We start from the raw sequence: 25,505 nt of genomic DNA on the forward strand, positions 1-25,505 counted from the left end.
TACCCATGCCCACTTATACTCGCCCAGTGCTGTTGTTGCTCTGTGGCTTGCTGCTGTTGACGCTGGCGATTGCAGTGCTGAACACGCTCGTCCCGCTTTGGCTCGCCCATGAAAACATGCCTACCTGGCAGGTTGGTATGGTCGGTTCATCCTATTTTACCGGCAACTTATTGGGGACACTGCTGACCGGGCGTGTGATCCAGCGGCTTGGGTTTAACCGCAGTTATTACATTGCATCCATCATCTTTGCGGTTGGTTGCGCAGGGCTGGGGCTGAATGTGGGTTTCTGGAGCTGGCTTAGCTGGCGTTTCGTCGCGGGTATCGGTTGCGCAATGATTTGGGTTGTGGTGGAAAGCGCATTGATGTGCAGCGGAACATCCCGTAATCGCGGGCGCTTACTGGCGGCCTATATGATGGTCTATTACGTGGGCACGGTGCTGGGGCAGTTGATGGTGAGCAAACTGTCCACTGAACTGATGCATGTGCTGCCCTGGGCGGTGGGGTTAATACTGGCGGGGATTTTACCGTTACTCTTCACGCGCATTATGGAGCAGCGCGATGAATCTCACGGTACTACGGCAATCTGGCCTATGCTTCGCCTGCGTCAGGCGCGGCTTGGCGTTAATGGCTGCATTATTTCCGGGATCATTCTGGGCTCCTTGTATGGACTGATGCCGCTTTATCTGAACCATAAGGGCATCAGTGATGCGGGTATTGGGTTCTGGATGGCGTTAATGGTGAGCTCCGGTATCATTGGGCAATGGCCAATTGGCCGCCTGGCAGATCGTTTTGGACGACTGCTGGTGCTGCGTGTTCAGGTCTTTGTTGTGATCCTTGGTTGTTTCGCAATGCTCAGCAACGCGGCGATGGCCCCGGCGTTGTTTGTATTGGGGACTGCCGGTTTCACGCTCTATCCGGTGGCGATGGCGTGGGCCTGCGAAAAAGTCGAATACCATCAACTGGTGGCGATGAACCAGGCTTTGCTGTTGAGCTATACCGTTGGCAGCCTCTCAGGACCAACGCTGACCGCAATGCTGATGCAGAGCTATTCCGACAGTCTGCTGTTTATCATGATTGCCAGCGTGTCCTTTATCTATCTGCTAATGCTGATGCGTAAAGCTGGTCAGCATCCAACGCCAGTGGCGCATGCCTGATTTTAAGCCTGCATACGCAGGCTTTTTCTCTTTACAGACGAAAATTCTCCATTATGGGAGTTCTCCCTATTGTGACCCGTTGAATATCTCAGATATTCTGCGCCTGGACTCACTTTAAGAAGGCCTCCATCATGATGTCTTTACGTCGTTTCAATACTGCCGCATTGGCTGTCTTTCTCGCGTGTTCCCTCGTATCCATACCTGCTATGGCTAATCCCGGTAATGGGAATGGTAATGGCGGAGGGCAGGGCAATAGCGGCAACCATGGTAATTCCGGCTCACATGGTGATAACGGAAATCATTCGGCAAATAATCAACATAAATCCGCTAAACAAAAAGACGGTAATGATGTTTCAGTGAATGTCAGCTACGACCGTGCGCGTACGCTGGCTGTGAATTATGGTTTGACGGGCTATGACTCTTTGCCGCCGGGAATCGCAAAAAACGTTGCGCGCGGTAAAGCACTACCGCCAGGTATTGCGAAGAAAACGGTGCCTGCGTCTATGCTGGGGCAGTTACCATCCTATCCGGGATATGAATGGCGAATTGTAGGCGACGACTTAGTTTTGGTGGCGCTGAGTACTGCCGTTGTGACGGCAATTATTAATGGTGTATTCAAATAAAATAATAACGCCCGGGAAACCGGGCGTTTTAATTGTCACCCCTAAACCACCTCCTGGGGAGGTGGTGATTGATCCTGTAAGGCTATAGCCTGCAGAATGCCCATGCCGGAATATCTTTGCTTACTCACCACAAGTAAAAGGAGACAAACCGACATGGGGCTTTACAGGAGTTCATCACATGTATATTGGCGTTGCAAATACCACATAGTATGGACGCCAAAGTACCGTTTCAGGATCCTGAAAGATAATCTGAGCAAGGAACTTTACAGGACAATCTACATCCTATGCGGAATAAAAGATTGTGAGGTTCTGGAGTTAAATGTTCAGCCAGATCATGTACATCTGGTTGTAATAGTCCCGCCGAAAATCTCGATATCAACCCTGATGGGGCATCTGAAAGGCCGCAGTGCAATCAGGCTCTACAATCGTTTTCCACATATAAGAAAGAAACTATGGGGTAACCATTTTTGGTCCCGTGGCTACTTTGTCGATACGGTGGGAGTGAATGAAGAAATTATCAGGAGATATGTGAGGCATCAGGAGAAAAAGGAACAAATGCATGAACAGCAGATGGAATTGCTAGAGTAGTAACAGGAATGAGACAGTAGCCCCCCTTATAGGGGGCATTCTAAAAAGCCACCTTCTAAGAAGGTGGTCTTTTACTAATACATCACTTTGTGACCATACTGTTCCAGGATGCCTTTCACGCGCTCCATGGTCTCTTTCTTCGGCGGATGAACGCCATCCAGTTTGTACTCTTCACCCATCGCTACCCATTTGTGTTTACCCAGCTCATGGTAAGGCAGCAGTTCGATTTTCTCGACATTGCCCATATCGCGGGTAAATTCACCGAGGCGATGCGCGGAGTCGTCATCGTCAGACCAGCCCGGTACAACAACGTAGCGGATCCAGACCTTAATGTTTTTATTCGCCAGGTATTTCGCGAATTCCAGCGTACGGTGATTAGAAACGCCCACCAGATCCTGATGAATTTCATCATTCATCTGTTTGAGATCGAGCATCACCAGGTCAGTCACTTCCAGCAGCTCATCAATCACCGGATCGTAACGGCGAACAAAGCCATTAGTATCAAGACAGGTATGAATGCCCTCTTTTTTGCAGGCGCGGAACCAGTCGCGGACAAACTCTGCCTGTAAAATGGCTTCTCCGCCAGAGGCAGTCACGCCGCCGCCGGACGCATTCATAAAGTGACGATAGGTCACCACGTCTTTCATCAGATCTTCGACGGTGATTTCTTTGCCGCCATGGGTGTCCCAGGTATCGCGGTTATGGCAATACAGGCAACGCATCAGGCAGCCCTGGAAGAAGGTGATAAAGCGGATACCCGGGCCATCAACGGTGCCACAGGATTCAAAGGAGTGGATGCGACCAATAACTGACATTGCGGTGTTTTCTCCAGATGTGGCCCATCCGGGGCCTGTATTGATGCACAGCTCACCGGCTGTGTTTAAGTCTATTTTGGCTGATATCCATCGTTTTGGCATAGATAACTGGCAAAGCAGACTGGAGAGGGTGTTAAAAAGGCCCCACTTGTGTGGAGCCTTTATTGTACGCTTTTTAAATCGCGATTTCAGTCACTACCCGTTGTCTTTCAGGCTGCATATTTGTTGGCTTCGTTTACTCACCCGAATCACTTACGTGAATAAGCTCATCGGGATTCGCGCACTTGCCGCTTTGATGCAACCCGAAATCCATCGGGTTACACCAATTACATGGTCTGAGTGAAAGTACGGGTAATAACGTCCTGCTGCTGTTCTTTAGTCAGGGAGTTAAAACGTACTGCGTAGCCAGATACACGGATGGTCAGCTGCGGATATTTTTCCGGATGTTCCATCGCATCGAGCAGCATTTCGCGGTTCATTACGTTCACGTTCAGGTGCTGACCACCTTCGATGGACGCTTCATGGTGGAAGTAACCATCCATCAGACCTGCCAGGTTAGTCTTACGAACTTCGTCGTCTTTGCCCAGTGCGTTCGGAACGATAGAGAAGGTGTAAGAGATACCATCTTTAGCGTAGGCAAACGGCAGTTTAGCAACGGAAGTCAGAGAAGCAACAGCACCTTTCTGGTCACGGCCATGCATCGGGTTAGCACCTGGTCCGAACGGCGCACCTGCGCGACGACCGTCTGGGGTGTTACCGGTTTTCTTACCATACACGACGTTAGAGGTGATGGTCAGAACAGACTGTGTCGGGATGGCGTTACGGTAAGTAGTCAGTTTCTGAATTTTCTTCATGAAACGTTCTACCAGGTCAACAGCCAGGTCATCTACACGCGCATCGTTGTTACCAAACTGCGGGTATTCGCCTTCGATTTCGAAGTCAACAGCCAGACCGTCTTCGTCACGAATCGGTTTAACTTTCGCATATTTGATAGCAGACAGGGAGTCAGCCGCAACGGACAGACCTGCGATACCACACGCCATGGTGCGAATAACGTCACGGTCATGCAGCGCCATCAGGGAGGCTTCGTAGCTGTATTTGTCATGCATATAGTGGATGACGTTCAGCGCGGTGACATACTGTTTAGCCAGCCAGTCCATGAAGTGATCCATACGATCCATCACTTCAGCGAAGTTCAGCACATCGCCTTTGATCGGCTCAGATTTCGGACCAACCTGCATTTTCAGTTTTTCATCAACGCCGCCGTTGATGGCATACAGCATGGTTTTCGCGAGGTTAGCACGCGCACCGAAGAACTGCATTTGTTTACCAACGACCATCGGGCTTACGCAGCAAGCGATAGCATAGTCATCGTTGTTGAAGTCAGGACGCATCAGATCATCGTTCTCATACTGCAGAGAAGAGGTATCGATGGAGACTTTTGCAGCAAATTTCTTGAAGTTCAGTGGCAGTTTTTCAGACCACAGAATAGTGATGTTCGGCTCCGGAGACGGCCCCATGGTGTACAGGGTGTTCAGGAAACGGAAGCTGTTTTTGGTAACCAGAGTACGGCCATCAACGCCCATACCACCGATAGATTCAGTTGCCCAAATCGGGTCACCGGAGAACAGTTCATCATACTCAGGGGTACGCAGGAAGCGGACCATACGGAGTTTCATGACCAGGTGGTCAACCATTTCCTGCGCTTCTTGTTCGGTGATTTTGCCTGCTTTCAGGTCGCGTTCGATGAACACGTCCAGGAAGGTAGCGGTACGACCGAAGGACATTGCTGCGCCGTTCTGGGATTTAACAGCAGCCAGGTAGCCGAAGTAAGTCCACTGGATAGCTTCCTGAGCGGTAGTAGCCGGACCAGAGATATCGCAACCGTATTTAGCGGCCATCTCTTTGATCTGACCCAGAGCACGGTGCTGTTCAGCGATTTCTTCACGCAGACGGATAGTCGCTTCCAGGTTTACGCCGTTTTCCATGTCAGACTGCAGAGACAGGAACTGAGCGTATTTGTCTTTCATCAGGAAGTCGATACCGTACAGCGCAACGCGACGGTAGTCACCGATGATACGGCCACGGCCATAGGCATCCGGCAGACCGGTCAGCACGCCAGATTTACGGCAGTTCAGGATGTCTTTGGTGTAAACGTCAAAAACGCCCTGGTTATGAGTTTTGCGGTATTCAGTGAAGATTTTTTTCAGGGCCGGGTCCAGCTCGCGGTTGTACGCTTTGCAGGAACCTTCAACCATTTTGATACCACCGAACGGGATAATCGCACGTTTCAGCGGTGCTTCAGTCTGCAGACCAACGATTTTCTCAAGCGCTTTGTTGATGTAGCCAGCGTCGTGAGAGGTGATGGTAGAAGCAACAGAGGTGTCGAAGTCAACAGGCGCGTGAGTGCGGTTTTCCTGTTTAACGCCTTCCATTACTTTGTCCCACAGCGTGGTGGTCGCATCAGTTGCGCCAGCCAGGAAGGACTCGTCACCCTCGTAAGGGGTATAGTTTTTCTGGATAAAGTCGCGTACGTTGACTTCTTTCTGCCAGTCACCTTTCGCAAAACCTTCCCAGGCTGTGGCTAACTTTTCATTAAGCTCGGACATGTAACACCTACCTTCTTAAGTGGATTTTTTATTTACTGCCTGAAACAAGCATCAATTAATGATGATTATCGCCACGCAGGTAAATGACCCAGTATGTCAACCCAACTAACAATCCTCCACCAATGATATTCCCAATTGTTACCGGAATCAGATTATCGGTGATGAAATTTGCAATAGTCAGGTGAGAAAAACTTTCCGGGCTGGAGCCGATAGCGGTCCAGAACTCCGGGCTCGCAAAGTGACGGATTACGATACCCATCGGAATCATAAACATGTTTGCGATACTGTGCTCAAAACCGCTGGCAACAAACATGGCCACCGGCAGCACCATAATCAACGCTTTATCGGTCAGACTGCGACCTGAGTAGCTCATCCATACGGCCAGACAGACCATCAGGTTCGCCAGAATACCCAGTGCGACAGCTTCAATAAAGGTATGGTGCAGTTTGTGGTCGGCTGTTTGCAGGACATTCAGGCCCCAGCCGCCATTTGCTACCATATACTCCCCGGATAACCACATCAGCAGCACGAACAACAATGCGCCAATCAGGTTACCGATATAGACGTTTACCCAGTTACGAGCCAATTGGCCCCAGGTGATACGCCCACTGGCTTTCGCCACCACGATCAACACCGTTGATGTGAAAAGGTCTGCGCCGCAGATGACGCAAAGAATTAACCCTAATGAGAAGCATATCCCACCAACCAGTTTAGCCATGCCGTACGGCATTGATGCTGTCCCTGTGGTGGCAGTAATATAAAAAACAAACGCGATGGAGATAAAGACACCTGCTGTAATCGCCAAAAAGAACGTTGTCAGCGGTTTCTTAGTTGCTTTGTAGACACCTGCTTCTTCGGCAACTTTGGCCATCGCAGCTGGAAGTATTAGATCAAAAGGGTTGTCAGCTTTCACACTAACTCTCTCTTTATTTAAGTCGGCGACGAGATACTAACAAAGCATTATAGAAGAGAATTTGATATGGATCATATCTCGCCTGGCTTATAGGACTGCAAAGTGCATGGTTTTTCAGCAAATGCAGAGTAACGTGTTGATTATCCAAGTAAAAATAAAGTTTAAAATTTACAAATACAGTTGAATTTTTTTATGCGGCCTCCCAAACAACAGTTAATTAAAATGGGGTAATTGCCATAAAGAGTAACAATAATCCCTGGGTTTATATAAATATATTCACCCAGGGTTAACTTAATTATTACAATTGGCACTCATTGCCGAAATATAAATAAAAAGGGGCAATGAAATTGCCCCGTAATATAACGTAGACCTGTGATTAAGCCTACAGATTGTCGTGTTACTTGTCGTTAATTCGACCAAAAGGCACGTTTGGCCCGTTGTAATTTTTCGTAAGCCGCTAACAAGCCCTGATGCGCCGGAAACGCCGTCAGTGAACCATCCGCTGCCTGCAGACCATAGAAAGGCGCTTCTCCGCTTAGCGCCGCGCTGGCCGCTTCAACCGCATCTGCACCGTACATGCGCACAAAAGCGTTCAGATATTGCAGCGGCTGACGCTCTTCTTCCTGAGACAGTTGCAACAGCGTTTGCAAGCAGCGGTAATAATTGATGCGCTCAGCGCCGAAGACCGAACCGTTGAATTCAATTGTCCATTCCGTCCACGAGAGCGCCTGATCAAGGTCGCCACCCGCCAGCGCGAGCATCGCTTTCAGTTCGCCAATACGCAGCGTAAACCAGCCATTGTCTTTACCGGTCGCCACACCGAGCAGCTCCCGGACGCGGGTGAAATCGTCATGACCTTCTTCATCAAGCTGATCGATAAGATTCAGGTAGTCTTCTTTTTCCCACTCGCTGCCTGGCAGAGAGAGGATTGTTTCACGCAGATGGCTGCCCATGCTGTTGTTTGCCAGCCAGAGATCTTCCGCCGGATAAATATCTGACATGCCCGGAACCAGGATGCGGCAGGCGTAAACGCCCAGATGCTCGTAGTCGGCGATGTACACTTCTTTATCTTCTGCATTGAAGATGGCCATAAGGGTGGCAAACTCTTCTTCGGTTGTTCCGGCAAAGCTCCAGTCAGCAAACGGGTAGTCTGCATCCTGCTTGAACAGATCCCAGGAGATCGAACCGCTGGAGTCGATAAAGTGCGTTTCGAGGTTGGTATGCTCTGCGACTTCTTCATCATCAAACGTCGGCGGGGTAAAGACATCCAGATCTTTCAGGCTGCGGCCCTGCAGCAGTTCGGTCACGGTACGTTCGAGTGCCACGCCAAAATCCGGGTGTGCGCCGAATGAGGCAAAGCAGGTGCCGTTAGCCGGGTTAAACAGGACAACGCAAATCACCGGATATTGACCGCCCAGCGAGCCATCATAGGCAAAAATCGGGAAACCTTCGGCTTCCAGTTTCTCAATAGATGCCACAACGCCAGGATAGCGTGCAAGAACCTCGGCAGGAATTTCAGGCAGGCTGATACGTTCGCTGATGATACGGTTTTTAATATGACGTTCGAAAACCTCGGACAAACCCTGGACGCGAGCTTCATTACGGGTATTGCCCGCTGACATGCCATTGGAGACATACAGGTTACCGACGATATTCATCGGAATATAGACGGTTTGTTCATCTGACTGGCGGGTAAAGGGCAGGGCGCAAATCCCGCGTTCTTCATTGCCGGACTGCAGATCGATCAGCATGCCTGCCGTCAGTTCGTTTTCCGGATCGTAAAATGCGCGCAGACGCGGATCGAGAATGCCTTCCGGCAGTGTGTCGTCTTCGGTCAGCGGGAACCATTTCTCATTTGGATAATGGACGAATGGGCCATTAGCCACTTCATCACCCAGCCAGAAATCGGCAAAGAAATAGTTAGTGGACAGACGCTCAAAATATTCACCCAGCGCAGATGCCAGTGCCGCCTTTTTGGTTGCGCCTTTACCGTTAGTAAAGCACAGCGCGCAGTCTTTATCGCGAATGTGCACGGACCAGACGTTCGGTACCGGGTTTAGCCAGGAAGCTTCTTCAATATTGAAGCCGAGGTCGAGCAGTTTTTGCTGGAAGCGAGCGATGGAATCTTCCAGTGCGGCGTCTTTGCCGGGGATATAGGTTTGCGTCATAGCAGTCACTTTTTTGTACGTAAAGCGGGCAATCATACGGGTTTTACGTGACTGACGCTATCTTCGGGGCCCGGTCTGCGAAAATAAAACTTTTGACTATCATTAATGAACCTAACTCGTTGTTCGGACATAAAAAAATGAAAGCGTTTGATCTCCACCGCATGGCGTTGGATAAAGTTCCTCTGGAGTTTCTTGGCGAAGTGGCGCTTCGCAGCCTCTATACCTTTGTTTTGGTCTTTATATTTCTCAAAATCACGGGGCGGCGCGGCGTGCGTCAGATGTCGCTCTTTGAAGTATTAATCATCCTGACATTAGGCTCAGCGGCAGGCGACGTTGCGTTTTATGACGATGTGCCCATGCTTCCGGTACTGGTGGTATTTGTTACCCTGGCCGTACTGTACCGCTTAGTAATGTGGTTCATGACGCACAGCGAGAAACTCGAGGATCTGCTGGAAGGTAAGCCTGCCATCATTATCCACGAAGGGGAATTTGTCTGGGAGAAATTAGATAAGCAAAACATGACGGAATTTGAATTCTTTATGGAACTACGCATCCGTGGCGTTGATCATCTTGGGCAGGTGAGGCTGGCTATCCTGGAGACCAATGGTCAATTGAGTGTTTTTTACTATACGGATGAGGATGTAAAACCGGGTCTGTGTATTTTGCCTAAAGCATTTTCTGAACGTTTCACTACCATACCGGAAGCGGGAGACTACGCCTGCGTTCAATGCAGTAAAATCATTGCCATGCCGGCGGGCTGCCATCAATTATGTCCGCGTTGTGCAAATCCAGAATGGTCGAAGGCAAGCCGGGGAATTCGGGTAACCTGATAGCCATTATGTCGGTTTTATGACGATTCAGCGGAAGAATGTTTTGTGTGACAGCGACCGCATATTTGGGGTCATAAGTTTTAGACATTGCGGCGCGTGTCACTGAATGATAAAACCGATATCCACTGTTATAACTTATTGCTTTTAGCGTGGTGAGGGGAAATGGCTCAGGTCTTTAATTTCAGTTCAGGTCCGGCAATGTTACCGGCGGATGTGCTTAAACAGGCTCAACAGGAACTTTGTGACTGGCATGGTCTTGGTACATCGGTGATGGAAATCAGCCACCGTGGTAAAGAATTTATTCAGGTGGCTGAGGAAGCAGAAAAGGATTTTCGCGATCTGCTGAATATTCCCTCGAACTACAAAGTTTTGTTCTGCCATGGTGGCGGCCGTGGTCAGTTTGCCGGTATTCCGTTGAACATCCTCGGTGATAAAACCACTGCAGATTATGTTGACGCAGGTTACTGGGCGGCGAGTGCAATCAAAGAAGCAAAAAAATACTGCTCCCCGAATGTTATCGACGCAAAAATCTCTGTTGAGGGTCAGCGTGGTGTGAAGCCAATGAGCGAGTGGCAACTGAGCGATAACAGCGCCTATTTGCACTTCTGCCCGAACGAAACCATTGACGGTATTGCCATCAATGAAACGCCGAACTTTGCGTCCGATGTGGTTGTCACGGCGGATCTCTCTTCCACTATTCTGTCAACTCCGCTGGATGTTTCCCGCTACGGTGTGATTTATGCCGGTGCGCAGAAAAATATCGGCCCGGCAGGCTTAACGCTGGTGATCGTTCGTGAGGATTTGCTGGGTAAAGCGCATCAATCTTGCCCTTCAATTCTGGATTACACCATCCTGGCGGAAAACGACTCCATGTTTAACACGCCGCCGACGTTTGCCTGGTATCTTGCTGGCCTCGTCTTCAAATGGCTGAAAAACAACGGCGGCGTTGCAGCCATGGACCGTATTAATCAGCAAAAAGCTGATCTGCTCTATGGTGTTATTGATAAAAGCGATTTCTACCGTAACGATGTTGCCAAAGCGAACCGTTCTCGCATGAACGTTCCGTTCCAGTTGGCTGACAACGCGCTCGACAAAGTTTTTCTGGAAGAGTCGCTGGCGGCAGGGCTGCATGCACTGAAAGGCCACCGTGTGGTTGGGGGTATGCGTGCCTCTATCTATAACGCGATGCCGCTGGAAGGCGTAAAAGCGCTGACCGACTTTATGGCTGACTTCGAACGTCGCCACGGCTAAATTTGGCTTGCCCCGTACCCCCGTAGCCTGGCTGCGGGGGTTTTTATTCTGTTTGTTGAGAGTTGAGTTTCATGGAATCCCTGACGTTACAACCCATCGCGCGGGTAGATGGCACCATTAATCTGCCTGGTTCAAAAAGTGTTTCCAACCGCGCCTTGTTGCTGGCCGCCTTCGCACAGGGCACCACCGTTCTGACCAATCTTCTGGACAGCGACGATGTGCGCCATATGCTCAATGCGCTCAGTGCGTTGGGAGTTTCCTTCACGCTGTCTGCGGATCGTACCCGCTGTGAAGTAACCGGCGTCGGTGGACCGTTAACGGCAGAAAAACCGCTGGAATTATTCCTGGGTAATGCAGGTACGGCAATGCGACCATTGGCAGCAGCGCTGTGCCTTGGCAGCAATGACATTGTCCTGACCGGCGAACCGCGTATGAAAGAACGTCCGATTGGCCATCTGGTGGATGCGCTACGGCAGGGCGGCGCGCAGATTGATTATCTGGAACAGGAAAATTATCCGCCTCTGCGTCTGCGCGGCGGGTTCAGCGGCGGCGTCGTCGAGGTTGACGGCAGTGTATCGAGCCAGTTTTTGACTGCATTGCTGATGACCGCTCCGCTTGCAACGCAGGATACCGTTATCTCCATTAAAGGAGACCTGGTTTCCAAACCCTATATCGACATTACGTTGCATCTGATGAACACTTTCGGTGTCGAGGTTGAAAATCAGCAGTATCAGCGCTTTGTCGTGCGTGGTAAGCAGCAGTACATCTCTCCGGGGCACTATCTGGTAGAAGGTGATGCTTCCTCTGCCTCCTATTTCCTGGCGGCCGGCGCAATTAAAGGCGGCACGGTGAAAGTCACCGGTATTGGGCGCAACAGCGTGCAGGGCGATATTCGTTTTGCCGACGTACTGGAAAAAATGGGTGCGCAGGTTGTCTGGGGTGATGATTTTATTTCTTGTACGCACGGTGAACTGAACGCCATTGATATGGATATGAATCATATTCCTGATGCGGCGATGACCATTGCGACGGCGGCGTTATTTGCCCGCGGTACTACCACGATGCGTAACATCTATAACTGGCGCGTTAAAGAAACCGACCGTCTTTTTGCCATGGCGACAGAACTGCGTAAAGTCGGCGCCGAGGTGGAGGAGGGTGAAGATTATATTCGCGTAACCCCACCTGCCCACATTCAGTATGCGGAAATAGGCACCTATAATGACCACCGTATGGCAATGTGCTTCTCGCTGGTGGCGTTGTCGGATACACCTGTCACGATCCTCGATCCGAAATGTACCGCCAAAACATTCCCTGACTATTTCGAGCAACTGGCGCGTATCAGTACGCTTGCCTGATTCTGTTCCTGTTGCTTTGCTTCTGACGCCGACTTCTGTCGGCGTTGTTGTTTTCTCCGCCTTGCTGCCTTCCCCATTGAATGCTATTTTTGCGCATCATCTTAATATAAGGTGATGATTTATATATATTTTATATGTTTAATCAACGGATGATTCACATGACAAATACAAAGAAACTTCTGGCATTAGCCGTGGCAGCGGTAGTGCTGGTAGGTTGCAAAAATATGAATGCTAATATGCTTGCCAGCTCGGGTGTCTCTGCCTTCAAAGCGGCAACATTATCGGATGCTGATGTCAAAGCGCTGTCGAACGATGCCTGTAAGCAGATGGATGCCACCAACAAAGTGGCGGGCGCATCAAGTAAATATACAAAACGCCTGAATACAATAGCGAAAGCATTGGGCAACAATGCCGACGGTACGCCTGTTAATTATAAAGTCTATTTAACGTCGGATGTGAATGCCTGGGCAATGGCGAACGGCTGCGTTCGTGTTTACAGTGGCCTGATGGACATGATGACAGATAACGAAGTCGAGGCGGTTCTGGGTCATGAGCTTGGGCATGTGGCGCTGGGCCATTCGAAGAAAGCCATGCAGGCTGAATACGCGACGATTGCCGCCCGTGATGCGATTTCTGCGACCAGCGGCGTTGCGGCGCAGTTGTCCCGCTCACAGCTGGGGGATTTGGCAAATGGCGTTATCAATTCCGCATTTTCTCGCAGTCAGGAGTCGGATTCGGATGATTTTTCCTATGATTTGCTGAAAAAACGCGGCATTAAAACACAAGGGCTGGTGACCAGTTTTGAAAAACTGGCGAAAATGGACTCCGGCCACGCGAAGTCACTGTTCGATTCTCACCCGCCATCAGCGGAGCGCGCGCAGCACATTCGTGATCGTATCGCCGCAGATAAAAAGTAAATAATTGTCACTTTCGGGCTGGTAATTCTCCAGCCCCTCTATAATTGCGCAAACCTTCTTCACTCAGCACGATTCATCCCGTTATTTATACCTGGTAGTAACGGTCATTGACGTTGCAGCGTATAATGCGCGGCGTTTACGTTAACGGTATGCCTTTATGAAGGAGAAAAAGATGGCGGCAATTGCCCCGGTAATCACCATTGATGGGCCTAGCGGTGCGGGGAAAGGCACTCTGTGCAAGGCAATGGCGGAAGCGTTGCAATGGCATCTACTGGATTCAGGCGCAATCTATCGTGTGCTGGCGCTGGCGGCGCTGCACCACCATGTTGATGTCACCTCAGAAGACGTACTGGTTCCGCTGGCAGCGCATCTCGACGTACGTTTTGTCTCGACTGACGGCAACCTTGAAGTGATTCTTGAAGGTGAGGACGTGAGCGGTGAAATTCGTACGCAGGAAGTCGCTAATGCAGCATCGCAGGTTGCGGCTTTTCCACGCGTGCGTGAGGCTCTGTTACGTCGTCAGCGCGCTTTTCGTGAAGCGCCGGGCCTTATCGCCGACGGGCGCGATATGGGAACCGTCGTATTCCCCGATGCGCCAGTGAAAATTTTTCTTGACGCCTCCTCCGAAGAGCGTGCGCACCGCCGCATGCTACAGTTGCAGGAAAAGGGGTTTAGTGTTAATTTTGATCGCCTTTTATCCGAGATAAAAGAGCGCGATGACCGCGATCGTAACCGCGCCGTCGCCCCACTTGTTCCTGCAGAAGATGCTTTAGTGCTGGATTCCACCAGTTTAACTATTGAGCAAGTGATTGAAAAAGCGCTACAATATGCGCGCCAAAAACTGGCGCTCGCGTAATCGCGACAGAATTAGTAGTACCCCCGCTGCAAAGGATTGACGGCGGGTATGTGAAACAACCCCATCCGGCACGGAGCCAGGTGGACGTTAATATTAACCTGAAGATTAAACATGACTGAATCTTTTGCTCAACTGTTTGAAGAATCCTTAAAAGAAATCGAAACCCGCCCGGGTTCCATCGTTCGTGGTGTTGTTGTTGCTATCGACAAAGACGTAGTACTGGTTGACGCCGGTCTGAAATCTGAGTCTGCCATTCCGGCTGAGCAGTTCAAAAACGCCCAGGGCGAACTGGAAATCCAGGTTGGCGACGAAGTTGACGTTGCTCTGGATGCAGTAGAAGACGGCTTCGGTGAAACCCTGCTGTCCCGTGAGAAAGCTAAACGTCACGAAGCTTGGATCACGCTGGAAAAAGCGTACGAAGAAGCTGAAACTGTTACCGGTGTTATCAACGGCAAAGTCAAAGGCGGCTTCACTGTTGAGCTGAACGGTATTCGCGCGTTCCTGCCAGGTTCTCTGGTAGACGTTCGTCCGGTTCGCGACACGCTGCACCTGGAAGGCAAAGAGCTTGAATTCAAAGTCATCAAGCTGGACCAGAAGCGTAACAACGTTGTTGTTTCTCGTCGTGCCGTTATCGAATCCGAGAACAGCGCTGAACGTGATCAACTGCTGGAAAACCTGCAAGAAGGCATGGAAGTTAAAGGTATCGTTAAGAACCTCACTGACTACGGTGCATTCGTTGATCTGGGTGGCGTTGACGGCCTGCTGCACATCACTGACATGGCCTGGAAACGCGTTAAGCATCCGAGCGAAATCGTCAACGTGGGCGACGAAATCACTGTTAAAGTGCTGAAGTTCGACCGCGAGCGTACCCGTGTATCTCTGGGCCTGAAACAGCTGGGCGAAGATCCGTGGGTTGCTATCGCTAAACGTTACCCGGAAGGTACTAAACTGACCGGTCGCGTAACCAACCTGACTGACTACGGCTGCTTCGTTGAAATCGAAGAAGGCGTTGAAGGCCTGGTACACGTTTCCGAAATGGACTGGACCAACAAAAACATCCACCCATCCAAAGTTGTTAACGTTGGTGACGTAGTGGAAGTTATGGTTCTGGATATCGACGAAGAACGTCGTCGTATCTCCCTGGGCCTGAAACAGTGCAAAGCTAACCCGTGGCAGCAGTTCGCGGAAACCCACAACAAGGGTGACCGTGTTGAAGGTAAAATCAAGTCTATCACTGACTTCGGTATCTTCATCGGCCTGGACGGCGGCATCGACGGTCTGGTTCACCTGTCTGACATCTCCTGGAACGTTGCAGGCGAAGAAGCAGTTCGTGAATACAAAAAAGGCGACGAAATCGCAGCTGTTGTTCTGCAGGTTGACGCAGAGCGTGAGCGTATCTCTCTGGGCGTTAAACAGCTCGCAGAAGATCCGTTCAACAACTACGTTGCTCTGAACAAGAAAGGCGCGATCGTAACCGGTAAAGTAACTGCAGTTGACGCGAAAGGCGCAACCGTAGAACTGGCGGACGGTGTTGAAGGTTACCTGCGTGCTTCTGAAGCATCCCGTGACCGCGTTGAAGACGCAACTCTGGTTCTGAACGTAGGCGACGACGTTGAAGCTAAATTCACCGGCGTTGATCGTAAAAACCGTGTAGTTAGCCTGTCTGTTCGTGCTAAAGACGAAGCTGACGAGAAAGATGCTATCGCAACTGTTAACAACAAACAGGAAGACGGCAACTTCTCCAACGCTATGGCAGAAGCCTTCAAAGCAGCTAAAGGCGAGTAATATTTCGCCATACTTTGGACTGCCAGACGGCTGTTAGTACATCGCCTCGGTAAATTGCCGAGGCGATATTGCGAAGCAATGGTGTCTGACACGCGAAGTATGATGAGTATACTTGACAGATTACAGATTTCGTCCTGTAATCAAGCACAAAGGGCGGCTACGGCCGCCCTTGTTCAAGCTGTTAAGCTAATTTGCCCTGAAGGAAACCGGAGGAATCATGACCAAGTCAGAATTGATTGAAAGACTTGCCAGCCAGCAATCGCACATTCCCGCGAAAGCGGTGGAAGACGCGGTGAAAGAGATGCTGGAGCATATGGCCTCTACTCTTGCCCAGGGTGAGCGTATTGAGATCCGCGGTTTCGGCAGTTTTTCTCTGCACTATCGTGCACCCCGCACCGGACGTAATCCGAAAACGGGCGATAAAGTGGATCTGGAAGGGAAATACGTTCCGCACTTTAAGCCGGGTAAAGAATTACGTGACCGCGCCAATATTTATGAAGGTTAAGTTTTAATCTGTATTGAAACCTAATCATCGTGAAAAGCACCGACAGGTGCTTTTTTCATTTCTGGTCCCTGCATCCTGGAAAGCTGCTCGCAAAATGCGTGTTTTTAGATGCAAGCGCGTTTAAATCTGCCCACCCTCGCCGCAAAATAAGAAAATCATGCCAGACGGCATACGTAACGCTGGTCACACTTCCCGTAACAAGGAGGTGGGCATGCCATTACCTGCATTAGCACTTTGTGTGAACTTAGGCATATTGCCACTATTATTTCTCCCGACACTGCCTGAAATTGAACATGTCTGGATGATAGCTGTGACAGGATTACTGCTCGCCAGCAGGCATCAGCGCTACATTCGCTATGCAGGTTTTACGGTTCTGTTTTTCGCCTGGGGATTACTGGCAGCATTGCAGGTCCTGTGGCCTACACAACATTTGCCGGGTGCGAATCGGCAGGTGAGGGTAGTGATTACCGGCACCGATCATGCAACAACGCACTATGCTGACATCACCCACCTGGATGGTAAGCGCGTCATTCCCGCGGCAGGCATTACGCTCTACGGCGAATATTTGCCGCAATCTGTGTGCGTTGGTCAGCAGTGGGAGATGACCATAAGAGCACGGCCTGTACATGGGCAACTCAATGATGGGGGATTCGATACTCAGCGCCATGCGTTGTCGTCGCATTTACCGCTGACCGGTCGCGTTGTGAAGGCAAATATTGTAAATGGCCAGTGTAGTTGGCGTGGCCGATATCTGAATTCGCTGAGTACGCATCTGGAAGCGTACCCCTGGCGGCAGGTCATCATGGCGCTGGGGCTTGGTGAACGTGCGGCGCTGGATAATGACGTAAAAGATATCATGCGTCAGACGGGCACAGCCCATCTGATGGCCATATCGGGGCTGCATATCGCACTGACAGCGATGATGGGTGTGCTACTGACCAGAGGCGTGCAGCGCTTTTTCCCCGCAAGACGAATCAACTGGCATTTACCGCTACTGATAGGTGTGGTCTGTGCTATCTGCTATGCCGGCTTAACGGGGATGCAGCCACCCGCCTTTCGAACCAGTCTCTCTATTGGCATATGGGCTGCATTACGTCTCTCCGGGCGCTTGTGGACACCATGGCAGGTCTGGGTGTGCTGCATTGCCGGTATACTGTTTATCGACCCTATTGCTGTGTTGTCGCAAAGTTTATGGCTGTCTGCTTTCGCCGTCGCGGCACTGATTTTTTGGTATCAGTGGCTCCCGTTACGGATTCATAACCTGTGCTGGTGGCGCCGGATCCTCATCGACCTGCTGTATATCCAGGCGGGAATGACATTATTACTGATGCCGCTGCAGGTTTTGTCTTTTCACGGCCTTAGCCTGAGTTCAATGGCGGCGAATTTAATCGCAGTACCGCTGGTTACCTTTGTCACGGTCCCACTTGTCCTCTTCGGTATGCTGCTGCATCTTATCGGCCCACAAAGTATTGAATCATGTGTCTGGTATCTGGCTGATGGTTCTCTTGCGATTTTATTCTGGTTTCTGCAGAGCTTGCCGCTCGGCTGGATTGATGTCGATGCGCGCTGGCTTGGGCTTGCCTGGCCGGGTGGGGATAGCGCGCAGCAACTGATTACCCCGTGGTTGCGTTGGCATCATCTGCAACCGGAAGGCATTATTCTCAGCCATGAGCATCTCGATCATCGGGGAGGGCTTAATACTCTTCTCGCCGACTGGCCATCACTGTGGGTTAAAAGCCCGTTGGGTTGGGCCGGCCATCAGCCCTGTTTTCGCGGTGAACGCTGGCAATGGCAGGGGCTTACTTTCACGGCGCACTGGCCACTCAACGGCGTGCAAATGAAGGGAAACAATCGCTCGTGCGTGGTCAAAGTCGATGACGGGCAACAAAGCATACTGCTTACGGGAGATATTGAAAGCGCAGGGGAAATGGCGATGATGAGCCATTACTGGCAGCATCTCCAGGCTACACTTATCCAGGTGCCTCATCATGGCAGCAACACCTCTTCCACGCTCCCTTTTATTCAGAGGGTGAATGGAAAGGTGGCGCTGGCCTCGGCATCGCGTTACAACAACTGGCGTTTGCCGTCGGCAAAAGTGCAAAAGCGCTATCGGCAACAGGCTTACCAGTGGTTTGATACGCCGCATCATGGGCAAATAACAGTCTTATTCTCGCGGCAAGGTTGGAAAATCTTAAGCTTACGCGAGCAAATTTTCCCACGTTGGTATCATCAGTGGTTTGGCGTACCTGGAGATAACGGGTAGAATATGCGGCTATTTCAACAAGTGCTGGTTTTTTGAATGCATAACGACAAAGATCTCTCTACATGGCAGACATTCCGCCGACTTTGGCCCATCATTGCGCCGTTTAAAACGGGTTTGATCGTGTCGGGAGTAGCGTTAATCCTCAACGCAGCCAGCGATACATTCATGTTATCGCTCCTCAAACCATTACTGGATGATGGTTTTGGTAAAACGGACCGCTCAGTGTTGCTGTGGATGCCACTGGTGGTTATCGGGCTGATGATTTTACGCGGCGTCACCAGCTATATATCCAGCTACTGTATTTCATGGGTTTCTGGCAAGGTGGTGATGACCATGCGCCGCCGCCTGTTTGGTCATATGATGGGGATGCCCGTATCCTTCTTCGACAAACAATCTACCGGGACGCTCCTGTCCCGCATTACCTATGACTCTGAACAGGTCGCTTCTTCCTCTTCCAGTGCGCTGATCACTGTGGTTCGTGAAGGGGCATCTATCATCGGTCTGTTTGTGATGATGTTCTATTACAGTTGGCAATTGTCGGCAATCCTCATTGTACTTGCGCCGATCGTCTCTTTTGCTATTCGCGTTGTGTCAAAGCGCTTTCGCAATATCAGCAAAAACATGCAGAACACGATGGGGCAGGTGACCACCAGCGCCGAGCAGATGCTGAAAGGGCATAAAGAAGTGCTGATGTTTGGCGGTCAGGAAGTAGAGACCAGCCGCTTTGAGAAAGTCAGTAACAAGATGCGTCTGCAGGGCATGAAAATGGTCTCTGCATCATCCATTTCTGACCCGATCATTCAGCTTATTGCCTCACTGGCGCTGGCATTTGTGCTTTATGCCGCAAGTTTCCCAAGCGTGATGGATACTCTGACGGCAGGGACCATTACCGTGGTGTTCTCGTCAATGATTGCTCTGATGCGCCCGCTTAAATCGCTAACTAACGTCAACGCGCAGTTTCAGCGCGGGATGGCTGCCTGCCAGACGCTGTTCGCGATTCTGGATAGCGAGCAGGAAAAAGACGAAGGTACGCTGGTGATTGAACGTGCAAAAGGCGACGTTGAGTTCCGTGATGTGACCTTTACTTATCCGGGGCGCGAGACGCCTGCACTGCGTAATATCAACCTGAGTATTCCTGCAGGAAAAACGGTGGCGCTGGTTGGCCGCTCTGGTTCGGGTAAATCGACCATGGCGAGCCTTATCACGCGCTTCTATGACATTGATAAGGGCCAGATCCTGATGGATGGTCATGATCTGCGTGAATATAAGCTGACGTCATTGCGTAACCAGGTCGCACTGGTCTCGCAAAATGTGCACCTCTTCAACGATACCGTGGCAAATAACATTGCCTATGCCCGTACGGAAGAGTACAGCCGTGAGCAGATCGAACAGGCGGCGAAAATGGCCTATGCCATGGATTTCATCAATAAGATGGACAATGGTCTGGACACCATTATCGGTGAAAACGGTGTACTGCTTTCCGGCGGCCAACGTCAGCGTATTGCGATTGCCCGTGCGCTATTGCGTGACAGCCCCATCCTTATCCTGGATGAGGCAACATCGGCACTGGATACGGAATCCGAACGTGCGATTCAGGCGGCGCTTAATGAATTGCAGAAAAACCGTACCTCACTGGTGATTGCACACCGCCTTTCTACGATCGAGCAGGCAGATGAAATCGTGGTGGTAGAAGATGGGCGTATCGTTGAGCGTGGAAGCCATAGCGAGCTTCTGGCGCAACGTGGTGTCTATGCGCAGTTGCATAAAATGCAGTTTGGCGAATGATTGCGCGCATCTGGTCCGGTGAATCACCGCTGTGGCTATTGTTATTACCGCTGTCCTGGCTCTATGGCCTGGTCAGCGGCATTATTCGTTTGTGCTGGCGTCTGGGGTTGAAAAAAGCCTGGCAGGCACCCGTTCCCGTTGTCGTGGTCGGTAATCTGACTGCGGGCGGCAATGGTAAAACGCCGGTAGTTGTCTGGCTGGTTGAACAGTTACAGCAGCGCGGTATCCGGGTAGGGGTGGTTTCCAGAGGGTATGGCGGTAAAGCCGCGCACTACCCGCTGTTGCTTACCCCTGACACTACGACCACCGAGGCGGGTGATGAGCCAGTGCTTATTTTTCAGCGTACGGGCGCGCCTGTCGCTGTGTCTCCCGCCAGAGTCGATGCCGTTAAAGCACTTTTGGCGGACTCACCTGTGCAACTGATCGTCACCGACGACGGCTTGCAGCACTATCGTCTGCACCGCGATAAAGAAATTGTCGTTATTGATGGCGTGCGACGTTTTGGTAACGGCTGGTGGCTTCCCGCAGGGCCGATGCGTGAGCGGGCATCGCGTCTTAAAACCGTTGACGCTGTGATCACCAACGGTGGCATTGCGCAGCCTGGCGAAATAGCCATGCGATTGCAGCCAGGGTTGGCCGTGAATTTACTTACCGGTGAGCGCCGTAATGTCAATGCGTTGCAAAATCTGGTTGCAATGGCCGGAATTGGTCATCCTCCGCGTTTTTTTGCTACGCTGCATGAAAGCGGCGCGCGTCCGGTGAAAACCGTTGCGTTGGCCGACCATCAGGCACTTTCCCGGCAGGATGTTGCGGCACTGCTTGAACCAGAGCAGACGCTTATCATGACGGAAAAAGATGCCGTCAAGTGTCGCGCCTTTGCGGAAAATAACTGGTGGTATCTGCCTGTGGATGCGCATCTTGAGGATAAGCAAGCAGAGAAGTTGTTGCAGGAACTCATAAATCTGGTGCGCTGACGCTCTTGTCGTGGCGCGCCGTGTTCTACAACCGGGAAGCCTATGTCTGTGCCACAAATCACGCTGCAAACGGCCCGTCATCTTCATCTTGCCGCTCAGGGCTTACTGAGAAAACCTTCCTGTCGCGCCACCCCTGGCGACATCCTGACGACGATTCAACGTATGTCGTTGCTACAAATTGATACCATCAACATTGTGGCGCGTAGTCCCTATCTGGTACTTTTCAGCCGTCTTGGCAAATACCCCACCCAGTGGCTTGATGACGCGCTGAAAAATGGCGAACTGATGGAGTACTGGGCGCACGAAGCCTGCTTTTTACCTCGTAGCGATTTTGCCTTATTCCGCCATCGTATGCTTGCCCCGGATAAGATGGGCTGGAAGTATCGCGAGGCATGGATGCAAGAGCATGCGCAGGAAATTGAGTCGCTCATCGCACACATTCAGCAAAATGGCCCCGTTCGTTCGGCTGATTTTGAACATCCGCGTAAAGGGGCCAACGGCTGGTGGGAATGGAAGCCACATAAGCGCCATCTGGAAGGGTTGTTTACCGCAGGGAAGGTGATGGTTATCGAACGCCGCAATTTCCAGCGCGTTTATGATCTTACTCATCGGGTGATGCCACACTGGAATGACGAGCGTGACTTATTGACGCAGGCTGAGGCCGAACACCTTATGCTTGCGAAGAGTGCGCGCAGCCTGGGCCTCTTTCGTGCTGAATGGCTCGCGGATTATTACCGTCTGCGCCAGCCTGCGTTACCTCTGTTGCTTGAGCGTCTCCAGGAAGAGGGCAACATTGTCCCGGTGGATGTCGAAAAGCTTGGCCCCGCCTGGCTACATACTGATTTATTGCCGCAGCTTGAACTCGCGGCAGCCGGAAAACTGACGGCAACCCATAGCGCTGTGCTCTCACCTTTCGACCCGGTTGTGTGGGATCGCAAACGGGCGGAACAACTGTTTGATTTTAGCTATCGGCTGGAGTGCTATACGCCTGCGCCAAAACGTCAGTACGGTTATTTTGTGCTGCCGCTATTGCATCGTGGCCGTCTGGTCGGGCGAATGGATGCCAAAATGCATCGCAAAGAAGCGGTGCTGGAGGTCATTGCGCTCTACCTGGAAAACGGTGTAAAACCGGGGCGCATGCTTGAAAATGGGCTTATAACCGCTATCGGTGATTTTGCCCGCTGGCAAGGCGCGCAGCGTGTTACCTTTGGAAAACTGCCGGAAGGGCTTTTTATTGAGCATCGTCAGGGGCTGGAAGTCGACGCAGCCTGACCAATGAATATGGTAAAATTTACGGATCATGCGTCAGGTCCGCCAGGAGGAAATATGGATCATCGGTTACTGGAAATCATCGCCTGTCCGGTTTGTAACGGCAAACTCTATTACAGCCAGGATAAACAAGAACTGATTTGCAAAGTGGATAGCCTCGCTTATCCCGTGCGCGAGGGCATTCCAGTGCTGCTGGAAAACGAAGCGCGCTCATTAACAGAAGAAGAGAGTCGGCCATGAGTTTCGTTGTCATTATTCCAGCGCGTTACGCATCCACCCGTTTACCGGGCAAACCTTTGGTTGATATCAATGGGAAACCCATGGTGGTGCATGTGCTGGAACGTGCGCGTGAGTCAGGGGCGGCGCGCGTTATTGTTGCGACCGACCATGCTGATGTTGCGCGTGCGGTAGAAGCGGCGGGTGGAGAGGTTTGCATGACCCGCGCCGATCATCAGTCCGGAACGGAGCGTCTGGCCGAAGTTGTCGAAAAATGTGGTTTCAGTGATGACACCGTGATCGTCAATGTGCAAGGCGACGAACCGATGATCCCGCCGGCCATTATTCGTCAGGTGGCAGAAAACCTGGCCGCTCGCGACATTGGCATGGCTACGCTGGCAGTGCCGATTCATCATGCCGATGAAGCATTTAATCCGAACGCGGTGAAAGTGGTAACCGACGCGCAAGGCTATGCGCTCTATTTCTCGCGGGCGACCATTCCGTGGGATCGTGACCGTTTTGCTGTTTCTCGTGAGACAATTGGTGATACCTTCCTGCGTCATATCGGTATTTACGGTTATCGTGCCGGTTTTATCCGCCGTTATGTAAACTGGGAAGCCAGTCCGCTGGAAAATATCGAAATGCTGGAGCAGCTACGCGTGCTGTGGTACGGCGAAAAAATTCACGTCGCTGTTGCGACGGAAGTTCCGGGTACAGGGGTTGATACGCAGGAAGATCTGGTGCGCGTGCGCGCTGAAATGCGTTAATTTTCCCTTCTCAATCCCCTCACTCTGAGGGGATTTGCTTTTTTCCAGCAAATTCTCGTATTGATTTGATCTCATCAGGTGACATCCCGTCATCCGGCGCTCATTATAAAAGCAGTAGTCTTCATGAGGGCAATCTGATATGGAACAACTGCGCGCTGAATTAAGCCACCTGCTGGGTGAAAAGCTGAGCCGCATGGAATGTGTCAGCGAGAGACCTGATACAACCTTATGGTCCTTGTATGACAGCCAGGGAAATCCGATGCCGTTACTGGCGAGGAGTTTTTCCACCCCTGGCCTTGCACGTCAACTGGCATGGAAAATCTCAATGCTGGCACGCAGTGGCACGGTACGTATGCCTGTCGTGTATGGCGTAATGACCCATGAAGAACATCCAGGGCCAGATGTCCTGCTTATGGAACGCCTGCGCGGCGTGCCGGTTGAAGCGCCTGCACGTACCCCCGAACGCTGGGAACATCTGAAAGATCAAATCGTGGAAGGGTTATTGTCCTGGCACAGACAGGACAGCCACGGCTGTGTGGGAATGGTGGACAATACTCAGGAGAACATCTGGCCCTCCTGGTATCGCCAGCGGGTAGAAGTACTATGGACCACGCTGAATCAGTACCACAATACGGGGCTCACGATGCAGGATAAACGTATCCTCTTCCGCACCAGAGAGTGCCTGCCGTCGCTGTTCGAAGGGTTCAACGACAATTGTGTACTGGTGCATGGCAATTTCAATTTGCGCAGTATGTTGAAAGATGCCCGGAGCGACCAGCTTCTGGCGATGGTCGGGCCGGGTATTATGCTCTGGGCGCCGCGAGAATATGAGTTGTTCCGCCTGGCGGATGGTCCGCTGGCCGAAGGGCTGTTCTGGCATTATCTCCAGCGCGCACCGGTCGCAGAATCCTTTATGTGGCGGCGCTGGCTCTATTTGCTGTGGGATGAAGTGGCGAAACTGGTGAATACCGGCCACTTCAGTCGCCCCAGTTTTGATTTGGCGTCTAAGTCACTCCTTCCCTGGCTTTCCTGAGTCACCTTTCAACCACTGCCAGATCCGCCCTAGTGTTTCATACCCGACCCGGTCGCTGTGCATAAGCCAGACCGGGGACGGGATGGCGCGTTCCCACGGATTGAGAGGGGAAACGATAGCCATCTGATTCGCGGGAGCGGGCAGGGGATGGAGCCCCGCATTACGGAAGAAAACCATTGCCCTTGGCATATGTGATGCGGACGTCACCAGTAAAAAAGGCACATCGCCAATAGCCTGTTTGACGGCGGCAGCTTCCTCTTCGGTATCTTTCGGTGAATCCAGGGTGATGATATCGCTGCGCGGTATGCCCAGGCTCTCCGCCACTCTGGCTCCGGCTTCTGCTGTGCTGACCGGGTTCGTTTTTGCCGCCGCGCCGGTAAAGATTAATTTTGCACCAGGATTCTGATGTAACAGGCGAATGCCTTCATTCAAACGTGGCAGGCTGTTATTAATGAGATTTGAGCTTGGTGCCCAGGCGTCATTCCAGGTGTAGCCGCCGCCCAGAACCACGATATATTTGACCGTCTCTGCGCCGCGCCAGGTGGGATAGCTGTCCTCGATGGGTTTGAGCATTTTGTCCGCAACGGGTTGCAGACTCAGCAGCAGAAGAATCAACCAGCTTGCGCTAATGATGCCTTTGCCCGTTTTTTGCCAGCGACTGAACCAGACAAGCAACAGCCCAATCCCAATCAATATAAGCAATGCCGGCAGGGGGAGCATCAGGCCGCCAATGTATTTCTTGAGCGTAAAAAGCACGCGTCCGTCTCCTTTTTAACCATACAGCAGGCGTTTTGCGTGGATCTTACACCAGATGGGTTCATTCTGAGCA

At 51.4% G+C, this 25,505-nt stretch carries 22 protein-coding genes; 17 read left to right on the plus strand and 5 right to left on the minus strand.

Annotated elements, in window-relative coordinates:
• Positions 1-5: 5 nt before the first annotated feature.
• The 3 genes from ABIB59_RS05215 (at position 6) to tnpA (ending at position 2,365) form a co-directional block, all read left to right on the plus strand.
• Positions 6-1,154 (plus strand): MFS transporter, encoded by a 1,149-nt coding sequence (locus ABIB59_RS05215; protein ID WP_039078539.1) that lies wholly within the window; start codon positions 6-8, stop codon positions 1,152-1,154.
• Between the two features lie 134 nt (positions 1,155-1,288).
• Positions 1,289-1,777: an anti-virulence regulator CigR family protein gene (locus ABIB59_RS05220; RefSeq protein WP_039078757.1), complete on the plus strand. Its 489-nt coding sequence runs from the start codon at positions 1,289-1,291 to the stop codon at positions 1,775-1,777.
• A gap of 153 nt (positions 1,778-1,930) precedes the next feature.
• Positions 1,931-2,365, plus strand: coding sequence for an IS200/IS605 family transposase (gene tnpA / locus ABIB59_RS05225; protein WP_165159735.1), 435 nt, complete (start codon positions 1,931-1,933; stop codon positions 2,363-2,365).
• Positions 2,366-2,439: 74 nt separating this feature from the next.
• On the opposite strand, the gene pflA is transcribed toward tnpA, so the two are convergent.
• The 4 genes from pflA to ycaO form a co-directional block, all read right to left on the minus strand.
• Positions 2,440-3,180, minus strand: a complete 741-nt coding sequence (gene pflA / locus ABIB59_RS05230) for a pyruvate formate lyase 1-activating protein (RefSeq protein ID WP_039078540.1) — start codon at positions 3,178-3,180, stop codon at positions 2,440-2,442.
• A gap of 326 nt (positions 3,181-3,506) precedes the next feature.
• Complete coding sequence (gene pflB, locus ABIB59_RS05235) at positions 3,507-5,789, minus strand: formate C-acetyltransferase (RefSeq protein WP_039078541.1); 2,283 nt, start codon at positions 5,787-5,789, stop codon at positions 3,507-3,509.
• Between the two features lie 55 nt (positions 5,790-5,844).
• Positions 5,845-6,702, minus strand: a complete 858-nt coding sequence (gene focA, locus ABIB59_RS05240) for a formate transporter FocA (RefSeq protein WP_039078542.1) — start codon at positions 6,700-6,702, stop codon at positions 5,845-5,847.
• Between the two features lie 407 nt (positions 6,703-7,109).
• Positions 7,110-8,870, minus strand: a complete 1,761-nt coding sequence (gene ycaO / locus ABIB59_RS05245) for a 30S ribosomal protein S12 methylthiotransferase accessory factor YcaO (protein ID WP_317078691.1) — start codon at positions 8,868-8,870, stop codon at positions 7,110-7,112.
• Positions 8,871-9,007: 137 nt separating this feature from the next.
• On the opposite strand from ycaO, the gene ABIB59_RS05250 reads away from it, so the two are divergent.
• The 14 genes from ABIB59_RS05250 (at position 9,008) to ABIB59_RS05315 (ending at position 24,676) form a co-directional block, all read left to right on the plus strand.
• Positions 9,008-9,700: a DUF421 domain-containing protein gene (locus ABIB59_RS05250; protein WP_039078543.1), complete on the plus strand. Its 693-nt coding sequence runs from the start codon at positions 9,008-9,010 to the stop codon at positions 9,698-9,700.
• Positions 9,701-9,862: 162 nt separating this feature from the next.
• Entirely contained in the window at positions 9,863-10,951 is a 1,089-nt protein-coding gene (gene serC, locus ABIB59_RS05255; protein WP_071194692.1) for a 3-phosphoserine/phosphohydroxythreonine transaminase, read from the plus strand.
• Positions 10,952-11,022: 71 nt separating this feature from the next.
• Complete coding sequence (gene aroA, locus ABIB59_RS05260) at positions 11,023-12,306, plus strand: 3-phosphoshikimate 1-carboxyvinyltransferase (protein WP_169039636.1); 1,284 nt, start codon at positions 11,023-11,025, stop codon at positions 12,304-12,306.
• A 158-nt stretch (positions 12,307-12,464) separates the two neighbouring features.
• The gene (gene loiP, locus ABIB59_RS05265; RefSeq protein ID WP_039078546.1) at positions 12,465-13,223 is read left to right on the plus strand and encodes a metalloprotease LoiP; all 759 of its coding nucleotides are present in this window, start codon (positions 12,465-12,467) and stop codon (positions 13,221-13,223) included.
• A 172-nt stretch (positions 13,224-13,395) separates the two neighbouring features.
• Positions 13,396-14,079 carry a (d)CMP kinase gene (gene cmk / locus ABIB59_RS05270; protein ID WP_039078547.1) on the plus strand — a complete coding sequence of 228 codons (684 nt, stop codon included), beginning with the start codon at positions 13,396-13,398 and terminating at the stop codon, positions 14,077-14,079.
• Positions 14,080-14,190: 111 nt separating this feature from the next.
• Positions 14,191-15,864: a 30S ribosomal protein S1 gene (gene rpsA / locus ABIB59_RS05275; RefSeq protein WP_039078548.1), complete on the plus strand. Its 1,674-nt coding sequence runs from the start codon at positions 14,191-14,193 to the stop codon at positions 15,862-15,864.
• A gap of 217 nt (positions 15,865-16,081) precedes the next feature.
• Positions 16,082-16,369 carry an integration host factor subunit beta gene (gene ihfB, locus ABIB59_RS05280; RefSeq protein ID WP_039078549.1) on the plus strand — a complete coding sequence of 96 codons (288 nt, stop codon included), beginning with the start codon at positions 16,082-16,084 and terminating at the stop codon, positions 16,367-16,369.
• Positions 16,370-16,580: 211 nt separating this feature from the next.
• Positions 16,581-18,632 carry a DNA internalization-related competence protein ComEC/Rec2 gene (locus tag ABIB59_RS05285; protein ID WP_354034329.1) on the plus strand — a complete coding sequence of 684 codons (2,052 nt, stop codon included), beginning with the start codon at positions 16,581-16,583 and terminating at the stop codon, positions 18,630-18,632.
• Positions 18,633-18,668: 36 nt separating this feature from the next.
• Positions 18,669-20,417, plus strand: coding sequence for a lipid A ABC transporter ATP-binding protein/permease MsbA (gene msbA / locus ABIB59_RS05290; RefSeq protein WP_039078551.1), 1,749 nt, complete (start codon positions 18,669-18,671; stop codon positions 20,415-20,417).
• Complete coding sequence (gene lpxK, locus ABIB59_RS05295) at positions 20,414-21,391, plus strand: tetraacyldisaccharide 4'-kinase (RefSeq protein ID WP_071194688.1); 978 nt, start codon at positions 20,414-20,416, stop codon at positions 21,389-21,391. Before msbA ends, lpxK begins: the two co-directional genes overlap by 4 nt.
• Before the next feature lie 42 nt (positions 21,392-21,433).
• The gene (locus tag ABIB59_RS05300; RefSeq protein WP_354034332.1) at positions 21,434-22,663 is read left to right on the plus strand and encodes a winged helix-turn-helix domain-containing protein; all 1,230 of its coding nucleotides are present in this window, start codon (positions 21,434-21,436) and stop codon (positions 22,661-22,663) included.
• Between the two features lie 54 nt (positions 22,664-22,717).
• Positions 22,718-22,900, plus strand: coding sequence for a Trm112 family protein (locus ABIB59_RS05305; protein WP_039078554.1), 183 nt, complete (start codon positions 22,718-22,720; stop codon positions 22,898-22,900).
• Entirely contained in the window at positions 22,897-23,643 is a 747-nt protein-coding gene (gene kdsB, locus ABIB59_RS05310; protein WP_071194686.1) for a 3-deoxy-manno-octulosonate cytidylyltransferase, read from the plus strand. Before ABIB59_RS05305 ends, kdsB begins: the two co-directional genes overlap by 4 nt.
• 139 nt (positions 23,644-23,782) lie before the next feature.
• Positions 23,783-24,676: a YcbJ family phosphotransferase gene (locus ABIB59_RS05315; RefSeq protein WP_039078556.1), complete on the plus strand. Its 894-nt coding sequence runs from the start codon at positions 23,783-23,785 to the stop codon at positions 24,674-24,676.
• On the opposite strand, the gene elyC is transcribed toward ABIB59_RS05315, so the two are convergent.
• Positions 24,653-25,432: an envelope biogenesis factor ElyC gene (gene elyC, locus ABIB59_RS05320; RefSeq protein WP_039078557.1), complete on the minus strand. Its 780-nt coding sequence runs from the start codon at positions 25,430-25,432 to the stop codon at positions 24,653-24,655. The two genes, ABIB59_RS05315 and elyC, sit on opposite strands and share 24 nt — an antisense overlap.
• Positions 25,433-25,505: the final 73 nt, after the last annotated feature.

Source organism: Citrobacter sp. UYEF32 (genome assembly GCF_040546205.1).
GTDB lineage: Bacteria > Pseudomonadota > Gammaproteobacteria > Enterobacterales > Enterobacteriaceae > Phytobacter > Phytobacter diazotrophicus.